The organism is Qipengyuania pacifica (assembly GCF_019857205.1).
GTDB classification, from domain to species: Bacteria; Pseudomonadota; Alphaproteobacteria; order Sphingomonadales; family Sphingomonadaceae; genus Qipengyuania; species Qipengyuania pacifica.
Genome location: NZ_JAHWXO010000005.1, coordinates 211,422 through 226,629 on the forward strand (window position 1 = coordinate 211,422; position 15,208 = coordinate 226,629).

Here is a 15,208-nt window from a genome sequence, read left to right on the forward strand (position 1 = left end):
AATTTGGGAGCATGCTGGCATGGCCAAGAGGACCGCCGAAGGCGAAGCGATCATCATCAAGAAGTACGCCAACCGGCGGCTCTATAATACCGATACGAGCAGTTACATCACGCTGGACGATCTTGCGAAGATGGTCCGCGAGAATGTGGATTTCCACGTGCTCGACGCAAAGACCGGTGACGACATCACCCATACGATCCTGACGCAGATCATCGTAGAGGAAGAAAGCCACGGTACGCAGATGCTGCCGGTCAGTTTCCTGCGCGATCTCATTTCCATGTATGGCAATTCCATGCAGGCGATGATGCCAAGCTATCTTGAAGCAAGCATGACGAACCTGCGCAAGAATCGCGAACAACTCCAGGCGGCCTTCGCGAAGGGTATCGAAAGCAATCCGCTGGCCAAGATGGCCGAAGCCAATTTCAAGATGATGCAGAACGCTGCGGAAGCCTTCATTCCGGCAACGCGCAAGCCGGCGCGGGACGATCAGTCGGATGACCTGGCTCAGATGCGCCGGCAAATGGCCGAAATGCAGAAGAAGCTGGACGAGATGAGCAAATAGCGGCATCGGCCCGCCCGCCGATCCGACCAGCAATTACGGGAATATAACGTGGCCCAGATACGCCATGCCTTGAACACCAAGCGCGACGATGATTTTGCAGCCTGGTACCAGGAAGTCATCAGCGCTGCCGAAATGGCCGAAGAATCGGGTGTGCGTGGCTGCATGGTCATCCGACCCTGGGGCTACGGCATATGGGAGCGCATGCAGCGCTTGCTGGATGACCGGATCAAGGCAACCGGCCACGCCAACGCCTATTTCCCGATCTTCATACCGCTCTCCAATTTCGAGCGTGAGGCAGAGCATGTCGAAGGCTTTGCCAAGGAAATGGCCGTGGTCACGCATCACCGATTGATTGCTGGCAAGGATGGCGGCCTTATTCCGGATCCGGAGGCCAAGCTGGAAGAACCGCTGGTTGTACGGCCGACCTCGGAGACGATTATTGGCGATGCCATGGCGCGCTGGGTCCAGAGCTGGCGCGATCTTCCGCTCAAGCTCAATCAGTGGGCCAATGTCGTGCGCTGGGAAATGCGCACGCGCATGTTCCTGCGCACCAGCGAATTTCTCTGGCAGGAAGGCCATACCGCCCATGCTGACGAGGCCGAGGCGAAGGACCACACCCTCACCATGCTGGAGGTCTATCGCGCCTTTGCGGACGAAGATCTCGCGCTTGCAGTCACTGCCGGTGAAAAGCCCGAGAACGAACGGTTTCCCGGCGCAGTCGAAACCTGGTCCATCGAAGCGATGATGCAGGATGGCAAGGCATTGCAGGCTGGAACGAGCCATTATCTCGGTACCAATTTCGCCAAGGCCAGCGGCATCAAGTTCCAGAACAGGGAAGGCAGTGAAAGCCTCGCCCACACGACCAGTTGGGGCGTCTCGACCCGCATGGTCGGCGGCGTCATCATGACGCATGGCGACGATGATGGCCTGCGTCTCCCGCCCAAGATCGCACCGCAGCAGGTCGTGATCCTGCCCATGTTGCGCGACAAGCCGGAAGACGATGCGCTGATCGAATATTGCGAAGCCTTGCGTGCCACCCTCGCCGGGCAGAGCGCCTTCGGCGAACCGCTGCGCGTGCTTCTCGACACGCGGCCCGGCAAGGCTGCCCAGAAGCGGTGGGATTACGTGCGCAAGGGCGCTCCGATCATCGTCGAGGTCGGCGGCCGCGACATGGAAAACGGCGTTGTCAGCATGCTTCGCCGTGACCGCCTGTGGGATAGCGAAACCGGCAAGGTCGATTTCCAGAACCCGACCCGCGAAGTTGCCGGGCAGACCATCCCCGACGTTCTCGCCGATATGCAGAGCGCGCTGCTCACGCAGGCTGCCGAGCGGCGCGATGCCAACGTGACCCGCGGCATCACCGATTTTGCAGCGGTTGAAGATCACTTCGGCGCATCCCGCTACCCGGGCTGGGTCGAAGTCCAGTGGTCCAAGCCCACGGGTGACGCTCTCGAAAAGGTCGTCGAACGCTTGAAAGAGCACAAGCTCACGATACGTAATGTCCCGATGGACGCAGCGCCGGTTGACGGCGCCTGCATCTTCACCGGCGAACCGGCGGTAGAGCGCGTGCTTCTCGCCAAGGCGTATTGATCCACACCGTGACATGGGGGCGGATCGTCCCCATATCGCGCGCATGACAAAACAGAACAAGCACCGGCAGCCCAAGGGACTGCCGAACAAAGAACAGATTCTAGAATTCATCCAGGCCTCCGAGACACCTGCGGGCAAGCGCGAAATCGCGAAGGCTTTCGGGCTCAAGGGGCAGGAAAAGATCGCGCTGAAAAAGCGCCTCAAGGACATGGCCGAAGAAGGCCTGATCGATGGCAAGCGCACGGCCTATCACCGCATGGGCGGCGTGCCCAAGGTGACCGTCCTCAAGATCGTCGCGATCGAGGATGGGGAGCCTGTTGCCGAGCCCGAAAACTGGTCGCCCGACACCAAGGAAAAGCCGCCTCGCCTAATGGTGAAGGAAAGCAAGAAGATGGCCGCGCTCAAACGCGGCGATCGCATCCTTGCGCGTAACGAGGAAACCGAACGCGGGTGGCGCGCCACGCCGATCAAGAAGCTGCCTGCGCGCACCGAAGGTCTGATGGGCGTGGTCGAGAAGGACGGTAGCGGCAATTACTGGCTGGCCCCTGTCGACAAGCGCGTGCGCGATTCTGCCCCCATCGGCGATGTCGGCGAGGCCGCGGAAGGCGAACTGGTGCTGGCCGAGCGCATGGGCAAATCCGCCCGCTCCAAGGTCAAGGTCGTCGAGGTGATCGGCGATCCGCTGGCCCCCAAGGCCTTCAGCCTGATCGCGATTGCCAAGCATGGCATCCCGCATGTCTTTCCGCAGGAAACCATCGCCGAGGCGGAGCGCGCAGTCGACCTGCCGCTTTCGAGCGAGCACCGCGAAGACCTGCGCGATGTTCCCATCGTCGCTATCGACCCGGCCGATGCCCGCGATCATGACGATGCCATCTGGGCCGAGCCGGACGGGAAGGGCGGTTATCGCGCCATCATCGCGATTGCCGATGTCAGCTATTACGTCCGCCCGGGCGGCGCGCTCGATCGCGAAGCGCGCAAACGCGGCAATTCGGTCTATTTTCCCGACCGCGTCGTCCCCATGCTGCCCGAGGTGCTGAGCGCCGACGTCTGCAGTCTCAAGGAAGACGTGGATCGTGCGGCCATGGCCTGTCACATCCGCATCGACGCGGAAGGCAGGATCAGCGACTGGCGCTTTACCCGCGCCATTGTCCGTCTGGCCCGCAACATCGCCTATGAAGACGCGCAGGCGGCGATCGATGCAGGCGAGGCGCCCGAATATCTGCAGAACCTGTGGGGCGCGTGGAAACTGCTGTTCAAGACCCGCCAGGCGCGCGACCCGCTCGACCTCGAACTGCCGGAGCGGCAGGTGCGGCTTAACGACGAAGGCGTGATCGAGGAAATCGCCATACGCGAACGGCTCGATGCGCACCGCGTGGTGGAGGATTTCATGATCGCCGCCAATGTCGCTGCCGCCAAGGCGCTGGAGGCTAAGGCTGCGCCGGTCGTCTACCGCATCCACGAGACGCCGAGCCGCGAAAAGCTGATGGCGTTCAAGGAATATCTCGCCAGTCAGGGGCGCAAGTTCGCGCTGGGTCAGGTCATCACGCCGGGCCTGTTCAACCGCATGCTCAAGGACGTGTCGGATCCCGCCGAAAAGGCGCTGATCATGGAAGCCGTGCTGCGCAGCCAGACGCAGGCCTATTACGGCCCGGCCAATGCAGGGCACTTCGGCCTGTCGCTCGGCAGCTACGCCCACTTCACGTCGCCGATCCGCCGTTATGCCGATCTTCTCGTGCACCGCGCGCTCGTGGATGCCTACAAGCTGGAACAACCCAAGCCCAAGATCGATCTGCCGGACGGTACGGGTCTATCCGACCGCGACAGGGATGCGCTGCATCAGATCACCGATGCGATCAGCCAGACCGAACGGCGCGCGATGGAGGCGGAGCGCGATACGATCGATCGCTATGTCGCGGCGTGGCTCTCGGGCCGTGTGGGCGAGACATTCGACACCCGCATCACCGGCGTTCAGGGCTTCGGCTTCTTCGCCACTATCGACAAGCTGGGCGGTGACGGCCTCGTCCCCGTCAGCACGCTGGGCCGCGAATATTTCACCTATGACGAAAAGGCGCAGAAGCTCGTCGGTGAAAAGACCGGTACCGAATATGCTACGGGCGATCGGCTGAAGCTGAAGCTGGCAGAAGCCAACGCGCTGACCGGCGCGCTCAAATTCGAAGTGCCGGACAGCGATGGCAAAGGTATCGAACCGCGCGGCAATCGTCCTGCGCCCAAGAAGCGCACCCATCAGAAGAAAGGTGCGGGCGCACCGCGTCAGACGCACGATCAGGGCAAGCGCGGACGACCCGGCAACATCCGCCATCAGGGCCGCCGCAAGTAGCGGCCGCCCCCCTTATCGCGAGCAACCCCGCAGGGCCTGGGCGGCAACCCCTTGGGGCGTCCGCACGGCCCGCGGCTTTTCGCAATGATCCCTGAAGACGAAGCGCTTCAGGCCAGTTCGTCGATCCGTTCGCGGCTCAGCCCGCCAGGCACGAGATAGAGCGGGCAGGGCAGGTGCCCCGCATGGCCTGCGAAATGCGTCACCAGCGGGCCGGAGCCCCCTTCGGCACTCGTCGCCAGCACCAGCGCGGCGATGTTGCCATGCTCCTCGATATATTTGCGGATGACGTCCGCCGGCGGGCCGGGGCGAACGGCGATGGTGGGCATCTTGCCCATTTCGCCGAAAATATTCCCGGCTGCGCTGTTGGCCATGACCTCGGCACGTTCGCGCGCTTCCTGTTCGATGGTCGCCTGAACCCCGCCGAATGCGTTGAAGGTCTGCTGCGGGACAAGGGCGAGGATGTGGACCGAACCGTCGGTTTTCTGCGCCCGCAGCGATGCAAAGCGCAAGGCCTGCTTCGCTTCGTCCGTTTCATCCATCACGACTAGATAAGTACGCATATCTGCTCCCCGTCTCCCTCGGCTGCGGATTACTCGCTAATTCGTATTCTGCGCAAGGACCTTGCGAGGACCGCACCTTTTCGCCAGAGGTGCGGGCGCACAATCTCCCCAGCGAGGACGTAACGTAAACAGCCATGCCAACGCCGATCAAGATGCCCGCCCTTTCGCCCACCATGGAGGAGGGCACGCTCGCCAAATGGCTTGTGAAGCCGGGTGATACGGTCAGCGCCGGTGACATCATGGCCGAAATCGAAACCGACAAGGCGACGATGGAATTCGAAGCTGTGGACGAAGGCACCATTGCCTCGATCGCAGTCGAGGCAGGGACCGAAGGTGTAAAGGTCGGCACGGTGATCGCCATTCTCGCCGAAGAAGGCGAAGATGTGGACGAGGCGGCAGCCGCCGCTCCATCCGGCGATGAAGAGCCTGCCGAAGAAAAACCCGCCAGGGACGAATCCGAAGACAAATCGGAACCGGCCAAGGCCGCACCGCGCGAAAGCGCCAAGCCCGCAGGCGCATCGGTGGATACCGATACCAAGGCACCCGCCGCTCCCAAGGACGATAGCGGCGAACGCATCATTGCATCCCCCCTGGCCCGCCGCATCGCCGAGCAGAACGGCGTCGATCTTTCCACCATAACCGGCTCCGGTCCGCGTGGCAGGATCGTGAAGGCAGATGTCGAAAGCGCAGAAGGCGGCTCGGCCAAATCCGCTGCCGATACCTCCCCTCCCAAGGACAAGGACGGAGCGAAATCTTCCGCAAAGGCACCCGCCAGCGATCACGGCGCGCCTTACGAGGAAGAAAAGCTCTCCAACGTGCGCAAGGTCATCGCTCGCCGCCTCACCGAGAGCAAGCAGCAGGTCCCGCATTATTACCTTGCCGTGGACATCCGTCTCGATGCGCTGCTCGACTTGCGCAAACAGCTCAATGCCGGTCTGGAAGCGGATGGGGTCAAGCTGTCGGTCAACGATCTGCTGATCAAGGCACTGGCCCGCGCGTTGATGCGCGTGCCCGATTGCAACGTCAGCTATCAGGGCGATACGCTGCACCGTTACAGCCGTGCCGATGTCTCGGTCGCGGTGGCTGCCCCCAGCGGCCTCATCACGCCGATCATCACGGAAGCCGATACGCGCGGTCTTGCCTCGATCAGCGCCCATATGAAGGAACTGGCCGAGAAGGCCCGTGAAGGAAAACTGCAGCCGCACGAATATCAGGGCGGCACTGCCAGCCTGTCCAACCTCGGCATGTTCGGCATCAAGCAGTTCGACGCGGTCATCAACCCGCCGCAGGGCATGATCATGGCCGTGGGTGCTGGCGAACAGCGCCCCTATGTCGTCGACGGCGCATTGCAGGTCGCCACGGTGATGACCGCCAGCGGCAGCTTCGATCACCGCGCCATCGATGGTGCTACCGGCGCGCAACTGATGGAAGCGTTCAAGAACCTGATCGAAAACCCGATGGGACTGGTTGTATGAAAATGTTGAAGCACATCGTACCGCTGGCCACCCTTGCTCTGGTCGCTGCCTGCTCCAATGGCGGCGACGTGGACGAACAGGCGGAGATGACGCCGGATCAGCCTGCTTCCAGCGCACCGGCGGACACAGCGACGGAGCCGACCGAAACAACCGCCCCGACCACCACGCCCGGATCGGATGCGGCCGCGCCGCTTGCATCCGGAACCTGGCAGGTAGTCGATACGCGTCTGACCAGACCTGGCGGCGTCCAGGCGATCGGCGACGCCGAACTCGAAGCCGCGCGTTCGCTCCAACTGGTGGTGTCCGACGATGACGTGCAGTGGCAGGGAAATGCCATCGGGACGACGTTGAAGGCATATAGTTTCGGCGACAATTGTTCATCGCCGGAACGCGTTACCGCGTCGGAAGGCCGCTTCGCCTTGCGTTGCTCCGATGGGCAGTTCTTCGGTCCCTCGAGCGCGGATGAGCCATCCTTTGCCACTCAGCCTGATGGCACCGTGACGGTGAACTGGTACGACGGCATCACCCTGATCCTCAGCCAGCGCTGATGACCGGGGACAGTCGCACCCCGTTCATTCGCGTCACGGCCATGCCGACCGACCTCAACCCCTATGGCGGGGTGTTCGGCGGGTGGCTGATGAGCCAGATGGCGCTTGGCGCCGGCAGCCTCGCCAGTCGTGAAGGGAAGGGCAAGGCCGTGGTCGTCTCGGCCACTGACTTCGCCTTTCCCGGCGCGATGTCGGTGGGGGACGAACTGTCGGTCTATTGCGCAATCGAAGCCACAGGAAACACTTCGCTCACCATCTCCGCCGAAGCGATCGCGCGCGAGCGGAATGGCGATGCGGAAACGAGGGTCGGGCAGGGCACGTTCAAATTCGTCCTGCTCGATGAAAACGACCGGCCCCGTGCAGTGGCGGAGCGGTGGGCATGAGCGCTGTCCTACAGGACTGCGAATATGCGATGGGTGCGATCATGACCCCGATATCGCCCATCGACGCTGCACCTTGCGCAGGCGCTCCGCAAGCCGACACCCGGCTGCGCCAAGCCGACATTTTCACTGTGCAAGCCGACAGGCAGGCCGCGCAAAGCGACACGCCGAAGGCGCAAGCCGACACCAAATCCCGGCAAGCTGACACCTTTGCGCACAAGCCGACTTCTTTTGCCTCTGGACTGTGTAACACCCGGTCCATGTCTCGGGCGAACACACAACTGACAGGTACGAATCATGGCTGACAAATACGACGTAATCGTGCTCGGCAGCGGACCCGGCGGCTATGTCGCGGCTATCCGCTGCGCGCAGCTCGGGCTCAAAACCGCCATCGTGGAACGCGAACTGCTGGGCGGCATCTGCCTCAACTGGGGCTGTATCCCGACCAAGGCGCTGCTGCGCTCGGCGGAGATCCTGCATTACGCGCAGCACGCGAAGGATTACGGCCTCAAGATCGCGGGCGAGATCGAGGCCGATCTGGAAGCGGTCGTGAAGCGCAGCCGCGGCGTCGCCAAGCAGCTCAATCAGGGCGTCACGCATCTGATGAAGAAGAACAAGATCGCCGTGCACATGGGCGAGGGCACGCTGACCGGCCCGACCAGCCTCACGGTGAAGGGCGAAAAGGGCGAGGAAAAGCTTACCGCCAAGCACATCATCGTTGCCACCGGTGCCCGGGCGCGCGACCTGCCCTTCGCCAAGGCGGACGGCAAGCGCGTGTGGACCTATCGCCATGCCATGACGCCCAAGGAAATGCCCAAGAAGCTGCTCGTCATCGGCAGCGGCGCGATCGGCATCGAGTTCGCCAGCTTCTACAACGACATGGGCTGCGATGTGACCGTGGTCGAAATGCTCGACCGGATCGTGCCGGTGGAAGACAAGGACGTGTCGGCCTTCCTCGAGAAGAGCCTGACCAAGCAGGGCATGACCATCATGACCGGCGCCGGCGTCGAAGACCTCAAGGTTTCGGACAAGGGCGTGAAGGCCAAGATCAAGGACAGCAAGGGCAAGGTCACCGAAACCGAATTCAGTCACTGCATCACCGCTATCGGCATCGTGCCGAACACGGAAGACATCGGCCTCGACAAGCTGGCGGATATGGAAAAGGGCTTCATCCAGATCGACGACTACGGCCGCACGAAGTCCAAGGGCCTGTGGGCCATCGGCGACTGCACGCCCGGCCCCTGGCTGGCGCACAAGGCGAGCCACGAAGGCGTCACCACTGCCGAAGCGATTGCGAAAGAGCTTGGCAACAAGGATGTCCATCCCCACCCGCTCGATCGGGGCAACATCCCGGGCTGCACCTATTGCCACCCCCAGATCGCCAGCGTCGGCCTGACCGAAGCCAAGGCGAAGGAAGCAGGCCACGACGTGAAGGCGGGGACCTTCCCCTTCATTGGCAACGGCAAGGCCATCGCGCTGGGCGAGGCGGAAGGCTTCGTGAAGACCGTGTTCGATGCGAAGACGGGCGAACTGCTCGGCGCGCACATGGTCGGAGCCGAAGTGACCGAGATGATCCAGGGCTTCGTCGTCGGCAAGACGCTCGAGACCACCGAAGCGGAACTGATGCAGACCGTGTTCCCGCACCCGACGATCAGCGAAAGCATGCACGAGAGCGTGCTTGCGAGCTACGGGCGCGCACTGCATATCTAGCCTGCGCTGCACATAGGGGGAGGGCGAGATGACCGGTTTCCTGATACTCGCCTTCCTGATCCTCGTGGCGATGGTCGTGTCCGTACCGCTCGCCACGCGGTTCGGGCTGGGCTCCGTGCTCGGTTACCTGCTGGCTGGCATGGCGATCGCGCCTCTGTTGGCCGCCCTCAACGTCGATGTCGTGGCCCTGCAGGTCTTCGCCGAATTCGGCGTTGTGATGATGCTCTTCATCATCGGCCTCGAAATGGAACCGCGCCGCCTGTGGGACATGCGCGGCAAGCTGTTGGGGCTGGGCGGCGGGCAGGTCATCCTGACGACTGCGGTCATTACCGGCATCGCCCTGCTCGATGCCCGGCCATGGCAGACGGCGGTGGCGATTGGCATGATCCTGGCCCTGTCGTCGACTGCGATCATCGTCCAGTCGCTGACCGAGAAGAAACTCATGCGCACCGAAGGCGGTGAAGCAAGCTTCTCGGTCCTGCTGGTCCAGGACGTCGCGGTCATCCCCATCCTCGCTCTCCTGCCGCTGCTGGCCATGCCCGATCTCTATGCGTCGAGTGGCGGCCCCGTCGGTACAGGCGCGCATCACGGAATTGACCTCACCGCCTCCATGCCGATGTGGCTCGCCGCCATCGCCCGCATCGGCGCGGTCGCCGCGGTGGTGGTCATCGGCATCTACGCTATTCGCCCCCTGTTCCGCTTCATTGCCGCCGCCCGCTTGCGTGAACTGTTCACCGGCGCTGCCCTGCTGGTTGTGATCGGCATCGCCCTGTTGATGTCGCTTGTGGGCCTCTCCCCGGCGCTCGGCGCCTTCGTGGCGGGTGTCGTTCTTGCGACCAGCGAATATCGGCACGAACTGGAAAGCGATATCGATCCGATCAAGGGCCTGCTGCTGGGCCTCTTCTTCATCACCGTCGGCGCTGGCATCGATTTCGACCTTGCTGCGCAGATATGGCAAGAAGTCGTGTTCTGGGCGGCAGTTGTCATCGCTGCGAAGTTCATCGTGCTGGCTGCTGTCGGGTGGTTTTACGGCCTGCGCAAACAGGCGCTCTGGCTCTTCTGCCTCAGCCTTCCACAGGCCGGCGAATTCGCCTTCGTGCTGATTGCCTTCGCGCTTGCCAATTTCGTCATCGACAGCGCCCTGGCCGATCTCATGCTGCTGGTCGTGGCCCTGACCATGCTGGTCACGCCGCTGCTCTTCATTCTCTACGACAAGGTCATTGCCCATTCCTACTGCAAGGGGATGGAACGCGAACCGGACGCCATCGATGAAGAGAACGAGATCATTATCGCCGGTCGCGGCCGGGTTGGCGGGATCGTCGATCGCATGCTCCAGACGGCCGGTTACACCACAACCGTGGTCGATTACGACAGCAGCCATCTGGAGATCCTGCAAAAGTTCGGCGTCCGCACCTATTACGGCGATGCGACACGCCCCGATCTGCTCCACGCGGCAGGCATCGCCCGCGCGAAGCTGCTGGTCGTCGCACTGGATGAGCGCGAACAGATCGACAAGCTTGTGAAATACGCCGTGCAGACCTTCCCGGACCTGCATGTCATCGCCCGGGCGAAAGATCGCAACCATGTCTACGAACTGTGGGCTTATGGCTGCCGCGACGTTATCCGCGAAACCTACGATGCCAGCATTCGTATCGGGCGATCCGCATATGAGGCGCTGGGCGTAGACCGCCAGAATGCCATCGCGATGGCCGGCGCCTTCGAGGAAATGGACCGCAGTTCGATGCTCGAAATCGCCGAGGTCTACGACATGGACATACCGCCGATGGAAAACGAGGCGCTGGTGGCGAAGATCAGGGAATTGCGTGCAAGATGGGATCCGGTCCTGCGCGAACAGATGGATGAGATCGTCAAGAGAGGTCAATGACACAAGGCACCCACAATTACGTAGCTGATGATCGCAACGCATCGGTCGTCATCGACATCAACGGGGACCACTTCCCGCGACCGGACGCAAAGATCAGCGTCTTCGACAGCGGCTTCATGCTGGGCGACGGCGTATGGGAAGGCATTCGCCTGCATCATGGCCGCCTCGCCTTCCTGGATCGGCACCTCGACCGTCTGTGGCGCGGAGCGAAGGCCATCCACATGGATATCGGCGTCTCGCGCGAAGAACTGGAACGCCGCCTCTACGCCGTACTCGATGCAAACGGCATGCATGGCGATGGCGTCCATATCCGCCTGATGGTGACGCGCGGCATCCGTTCGACGCCATATCAGGACCCTCGAGTGGTGGTGACGCCTGCCACCATTGTGATCATCCCGGAATGGAAGGAGCCTGCACCCGAAACCGCAACACGGATGCTCGCGCTGGCCACTGTCCACGTGCGCCGGGGCTATCCCGACGTTCAGGACCCGATGCTGAATTCGCACAGCAAGCTCAACTGCATAACTGCATGCATTCAGGCGGCGCAGGCTGGTGCCGACGAGGGGCTGATGCTCGATCCGCACGGGTTTGTCGCGACCTGCAATTCCACGCATTTCTTCATCGTCAAGGATGGGGAGGTGTGGACCTCCAGCGGCGACTACTGCCTCGACGGGATCACGCGCGGGGTCGTCATCGAGATCGCGCGGAAGGCAGGAATTACCGTGCGCGAACGCAACTTCTCGCTGACCCATGTCTATGGCGCGGACGAAGCCTTCACCACCGGCACCTTCGCCGGCGTAGCGCCCATCGGGTCGATCGACGGACGGGTGATTGGCGAAGAACGCGGCCCGATGGTCGAGCGGCTGCAACAGCTCTATCTGGCGCGTCTTGCTGACGAGGTGAGTGGAAGGAGCCGTCCATGACCATTCGCATCGCAATGTGGTCCGGCCCGCGCAACATCTCGACCGCGATGATGCGCAGTTTCGGTGCGCGCCCCGACTGTGCGGTTTCGGACGAGCCATTCTACGGTGCCTTCCTGAAGGCGACCGGAGAACCGCATCCGCTGGCAGCCGAAACGATCGCCGATATGGATTGCGACTGGCATTCGGTGCTGGCCACCCAATCCGGGCCCCCGCCCGGTGGCGAACCGGTCTGGTACCAGAAGCACATGCCGCACCACATGGTAGGCCCGGTGTCGATTGCCGACATGCCCGACCACCGGCACGCCTTCTTGATAAGAGCGCCGGAACGGGTCGTTGCAAGTTACCAGCAGAAGAATGAACTGCGGCGTGCCGAACTGCTTGGTTTCTCCCGTTTGCGGCGGTATTTCGATTACGAGCGGGAGCGTAAGGGGACCGTCCCGCCCGTCGTGGACTCAGATGCCATCCTCAATGATCCGCCAATGATGCTGGAAAAGCTTTGTGCGGCTTTGGGCATCGGTTGGGACACTTCGATGTTGCATTGGCAAACCGGTCCACACCCCGAAGACGGCATTTGGGGCCGGCATTGGTACGACAAGGTCAACGCGTCGACTGGCTTCGGTAAACCACCCGCGGACCTGCCACAATTGGAGGGGGCATTTGCCGATGTGGCGGCCGAATGCCGTGAGGATTACGAGGCCCTGTTGCAACACGCCTTGTGATGCATCCTGTCGCAAAGTAAAATCGTTTCATCGCAACCTCTTGCGCCGGATTTCGCACCGTTCGTTTCCTTCCCCGAGGAGACAGAGATGGAATATGAAATCAGGGATGACCCGCAGGGCCTCGAAGAGAGCGATCATGCCAACCGGGACGGCGGATTGGTCGAAGACCATGTCGCTCTGGAAAGGCTGCGAAGCACGCGCCAGGCAGGCCATCGGGAGCATGATCGCAGCGGCGCCTTTTCGGGCGCACCATTGCAGGCGGAGTAGCTGGCGGACAGGGTGGGATTCGAACCCACGAAGGGCTTGCACCCTTGCCGGTTTTCAAGACCGGTGCATTCAACCGCTCTGCCACCTGTCCGCGAGCCGAGGCTAGCTAGTCGTATCTTTTCGATTTGTCACGTCTTTGCGGGAACATCGATAGCGGGTTCTCCGTAAACGACAGATGACACTTGCGGTTCAGCTTCACTCTGCGACAACCTCCTCATGATTTTTCAAAGATTTTTAGCCGCCCTCGGGGCGTTAGCACTCGCGCTCCCAGGTATGCCAGCGAATGCTCAGGACAATCTGAGTTTCGATGCATACCTGCAATTGCTCATTGCGCGCGCGCGGGCGGAAGGGGTCAGCGAGGCTACGCTGCAACGAATGACGTCGGGTCTTCAACCAAGCAGTCGTGTGATCGAACTCGATCAGAGCCAGCCTGGCTCGTCGAGTGGCTCCGGCTATCCTCCGCTCGCGCCTTACATCGCCACGCATGTCGATTCGGCACGGATCAGCGGTGGGCGCAGTGCCCGCGCGACCTGGTCTGGCCCTTTACGGGCGATCGAACGGCAATATGGCGTTCCGGCCGAAATTCTCGTCGCCATCTGGGGGCATGAAACAGCCTACGGTGCCGTGAAGGGTGGCTTCGACTTGTCGCAATCGCTGGCTACCCTCGCTTGGGAAGGTCGCCGCCGCGATCTGTTTGCGAGCGAATGGGTTGCGCTCATGAAAGTGGCTGACAAGGGCTACTCGCGTAACGAACTGAAAGGCAGCTGGGCAGGTGCCTTCGGCAATCCGCAATTCCTGCCGTCGGTCTATCTGCGGCTAGCAACGGATGGCGATGGTGATGGCCGGGCAGATATCATGAACAATAGCGCTGATGCGCTGGCCTCTATCGCCAATTATTTCCGCGATGCCGGATGGCGCAACGGTCAACCTTGGGGTGTACGCGCCTCGGTTCCCTCTGGCTTCAACGTGAACGCCTACCGCAGCCCCATCGTTGCCCCGGTTTGCTCGCGCGTTCACGAGCGCCATAGCGTTTACAAGCCGGTCCGCGAATGGCGCAGCCTCGGCATCCAACCACAACGCGCGATTGGTGATGATACGCTCGCGACGCTGTTCCAGCCTGATGGGCCGGGTACGCCGGCATGGCTGCTGACTTCGAACTATCGGGTCATCCTCGAGTATAATTGCTCGAACTATTACGCGATGAGTGTGGGGCTGCTCGCTGATGAAATCGCCAATTAAGACTACGCTTGCCGTAGTGACTGCATTGGTTGCGCTCGCGCCTGCCGGTGGCACGAGCTATGCCAAGGACCAGCCGGACGATACCTCCTCGTCTGTCAGGACCGGTCCGGCAGCGGATTACCCGGTGGTAATCGGCGAGCCTTATGTGATCGACGGCGTTACTTACACGCCGATCGACACGATGAATTACGATCAGGTCGGCTATGTGACCGAAGACGCCCCTGGCGCGTCGGGCATAACCGGAGCGCACCGCATCCTGCCGCTTCCCAGCTATGTCGAGGTGACATCGCTGGATAGCGGCCGAACAATCCTCGTTAGGCTTGAACGGCGCGGGCCGATGACCGGCGACGGCCTGGTGGCCCTGTCTGCACCCACTTTAGCGCAGTTGGGCGTTGTCGCAGGAGCACCGATCCGCATGCGACGCGTAAATCCGCCCGAAGACCATCGGGCGGACCTTCGTGCCGGAAATGAAGCCCCCCTTCGCATGGACACGCCCGCTGGTCTGCTCGAGGTCCTGCGCCGACGCTTGCCGGAACAGGGCGCCGCGCCGCTTGGCGATCCGCGCCAGGCTATGGTCAGCGGCAAGGAACCAACCGAAAGCATTGTGATGGCAATTGACCCGACAAGCGAAGCCGTCATGACGTCAGAGCGGACTGAGCCGGAGGACGTCGAGCAGGCTGCAGTCGCCGCGCCCATGACGCCAGGTGTCGAATTGGCCGAAGCAGGTGAAGGTGCTGCTGAACCGGCCCAACCATCAAGCCCGCCAACTGCGGAAGGTGGCTATGTCGTGCAGCTCGGTGCTTTTGCCATCCGCGCCAATGCCGAGAAGCTTGCGCGTGAGGTCGATGGCAGCATCGCTACCAGCGGTCGGTTCTCCTTGGTTCGCGTCGGGCCCTTCACAAGCCGTGGACAGGCCGAACAGGCGCTCGCCAAGCTGCGCGCGCGCGGTTATAGCGATGCTCTGATACATTCACTGGACTGACAGGCCGCGGCTCTCGCCCGGCACGGGAGC

At 62.2% G+C, this 15,208-nt stretch carries 14 protein-coding genes and 1 tRNA gene; 13 read left to right on the forward strand and 2 right to left on the reverse strand.

The features are described from left to right. Positions 1 to 19 precede the first annotated feature (19 nt). The 3 genes from phaR to rnr are packed head-to-tail and all read left to right on the forward strand — an operon-like array spanning position 20 to position 4,490. Complete coding sequence (gene phaR, locus KYK83_RS10185; RefSeq protein WP_103025026.1) at positions 20 to 562, forward strand: polyhydroxyalkanoate synthesis repressor PhaR; 543 nt, start codon at positions 20 to 22, stop codon at positions 560 to 562. 48 nt (positions 563 to 610) lie between these two features. Further along, entirely contained in the window at positions 611 to 2,152 is a 1,542-nt protein-coding gene (proS, locus tag KYK83_RS10190) for a proline--tRNA ligase (RefSeq protein ID WP_222828139.1), read from the forward strand. Positions 2,153 to 2,195: 43 nt separating this feature from the next. Next, positions 2,196 to 4,490 (forward strand): ribonuclease R, encoded by a 2,295-nt coding sequence (gene rnr / locus KYK83_RS10195; protein ID WP_222828140.1) that lies wholly within the window; start codon positions 2,196 to 2,198, stop codon positions 4,488 to 4,490. A gap of 107 nt (positions 4,491 to 4,597) precedes the next feature. Here the strand turns inward: rnr and KYK83_RS10200 are convergent, their stop codons facing one another. Then, positions 4,598 to 5,050: a universal stress protein gene (locus KYK83_RS10200; RefSeq protein ID WP_103025024.1), complete on the reverse strand. Its 453-nt coding sequence runs from the start codon at positions 5,048 to 5,050 to the stop codon at positions 4,598 to 4,600. Between the two features lie 134 nt (positions 5,051 to 5,184). Between KYK83_RS10200 and KYK83_RS10205 the strand changes: the two genes are divergently transcribed. From KYK83_RS10205 to KYK83_RS10240, 8 genes are all read left to right on the forward strand, one after another. After that, positions 5,185 to 6,525, forward strand: a complete 1,341-nt coding sequence (locus KYK83_RS10205; RefSeq protein WP_222828141.1) for a pyruvate dehydrogenase complex dihydrolipoamide acetyltransferase — start codon at positions 5,185 to 5,187, stop codon at positions 6,523 to 6,525. Beyond that, positions 6,522 to 7,073: a hypothetical protein gene (locus tag KYK83_RS10210; protein WP_222828142.1), complete on the forward strand. Its 552-nt coding sequence runs from the start codon at positions 6,522 to 6,524 to the stop codon at positions 7,071 to 7,073. Before KYK83_RS10205 ends, KYK83_RS10210 begins: the two co-directional genes overlap by 4 nt. Beyond that, on the forward strand, positions 7,073 to 7,456 hold the full coding sequence (locus KYK83_RS10215) for an acyl-CoA thioesterase (RefSeq protein ID WP_248284381.1): 384 nt from the start codon (positions 7,073 to 7,075) through the stop codon (positions 7,454 to 7,456). The genes KYK83_RS10210 and KYK83_RS10215 overlap by 1 nt, the downstream gene beginning before the upstream one ends. A 294-nt stretch (positions 7,457 to 7,750) precedes the next feature. After that, a complete protein-coding gene (gene lpdA / locus KYK83_RS10220; protein ID WP_222828143.1) occupies positions 7,751 to 9,163 on the forward strand; it encodes a dihydrolipoyl dehydrogenase in 1,413 nt (470 codons plus the stop codon). Positions 9,164 to 9,191: 28 nt separating this feature from the next. Further along, entirely contained in the window at positions 9,192 to 11,048 is a 1,857-nt protein-coding gene (locus KYK83_RS10225) for a cation:proton antiporter domain-containing protein (protein WP_222828144.1), read from the forward strand. After that, positions 11,045 to 11,971 carry an aminotransferase class IV gene (locus KYK83_RS10230; RefSeq protein ID WP_222828145.1) on the forward strand — a complete coding sequence of 309 codons (927 nt, stop codon included), beginning with the start codon at positions 11,045 to 11,047 and terminating at the stop codon, positions 11,969 to 11,971. Before KYK83_RS10225 ends, KYK83_RS10230 begins: the two co-directional genes overlap by 4 nt. Next, positions 11,968 to 12,690 carry a sulfotransferase gene (locus KYK83_RS10235; RefSeq protein ID WP_222828146.1) on the forward strand — a complete coding sequence of 241 codons (723 nt, stop codon included), beginning with the start codon at positions 11,968 to 11,970 and terminating at the stop codon, positions 12,688 to 12,690. Before KYK83_RS10230 ends, KYK83_RS10235 begins: the two co-directional genes overlap by 4 nt. Positions 12,691 to 12,777: 87 nt before the next feature. Then, positions 12,778 to 12,957, forward strand: coding sequence for a hypothetical protein (locus tag KYK83_RS10240; RefSeq protein WP_222828150.1), 180 nt, complete (start codon positions 12,778 to 12,780; stop codon positions 12,955 to 12,957). A gap of 1 nt (position 12,958) precedes the next feature. Here KYK83_RS10240 and KYK83_RS10245 read toward each other — a convergent pair. After that, a tRNA-Ser gene (locus KYK83_RS10245) sits at positions 12,959 to 13,048 on the reverse strand. 125 nt (positions 13,049 to 13,173) lie between these two features. Between KYK83_RS10245 and KYK83_RS10250 the strand changes: the two genes are divergently transcribed. Beyond that, the gene (locus KYK83_RS10250; RefSeq protein WP_430299158.1) at positions 13,174 to 14,196 is read left to right on the forward strand and encodes a lytic murein transglycosylase; all 1,023 of its coding nucleotides are present in this window, start codon (positions 13,174 to 13,176) and stop codon (positions 14,194 to 14,196) included. Continuing rightward, a complete protein-coding gene (locus tag KYK83_RS10255; protein WP_222828153.1) occupies positions 14,180 to 15,178 on the forward strand; it encodes an SPOR domain-containing protein in 999 nt (332 codons plus the stop codon). Before KYK83_RS10250 ends, KYK83_RS10255 begins: the two co-directional genes overlap by 17 nt. Positions 15,179 to 15,208 lie beyond the last annotated feature (30 nt).

Coding starts and splice junctions, on each gene's coding strand:
- KYK83_RS10200 (WP_103025024.1), bottom strand. CDS start 5,050: ATGCGTACTTATCTAGTCGTGATGGATGAAACGGACGAAGCGAAGCAG.
- KYK83_RS10230 (WP_222828145.1), top strand. CDS start 11,045: ATGACACAAGGCACCCACAATTACGTAGCTGATGATCGCAACGCATCG.
- KYK83_RS10210 (WP_222828142.1), top strand. CDS start 6,522: ATGAAAATGTTGAAGCACATCGTACCGCTGGCCACCCTTGCTCTGGTC.
- KYK83_RS10255 (WP_222828153.1), top strand. CDS start 14,180: ATGAAATCGCCAATTAAGACTACGCTTGCCGTAGTGACTGCATTGGTT.
- lpdA (WP_222828143.1), top strand. CDS start 7,751: ATGGCTGACAAATACGACGTAATCGTGCTCGGCAGCGGACCCGGCGGC.
- KYK83_RS10225 (WP_222828144.1), top strand. CDS start 9,192: ATGACCGGTTTCCTGATACTCGCCTTCCTGATCCTCGTGGCGATGGTC.
- KYK83_RS10215 (WP_248284381.1), top strand. CDS start 7,073: ATGACCGGGGACAGTCGCACCCCGTTCATTCGCGTCACGGCCATGCCG.
- rnr (WP_222828140.1), top strand. CDS start 2,196: ATGACAAAACAGAACAAGCACCGGCAGCCCAAGGGACTGCCGAACAAA.
- KYK83_RS10235 (WP_222828146.1), top strand. CDS start 11,968: ATGACCATTCGCATCGCAATGTGGTCCGGCCCGCGCAACATCTCGACC.
- KYK83_RS10250 (WP_430299158.1), top strand. CDS start 13,174: ATGATTTTTCAAAGATTTTTAGCCGCCCTCGGGGCGTTAGCACTCGCG.
- KYK83_RS10205 (WP_222828141.1), top strand. CDS start 5,185: ATGCCAACGCCGATCAAGATGCCCGCCCTTTCGCCCACCATGGAGGAG.
- KYK83_RS10240 (WP_222828150.1), top strand. CDS start 12,778: ATGGAATATGAAATCAGGGATGACCCGCAGGGCCTCGAAGAGAGCGAT.
- phaR (WP_103025026.1), top strand. CDS start 20: ATGGCCAAGAGGACCGCCGAAGGCGAAGCGATCATCATCAAGAAGTAC.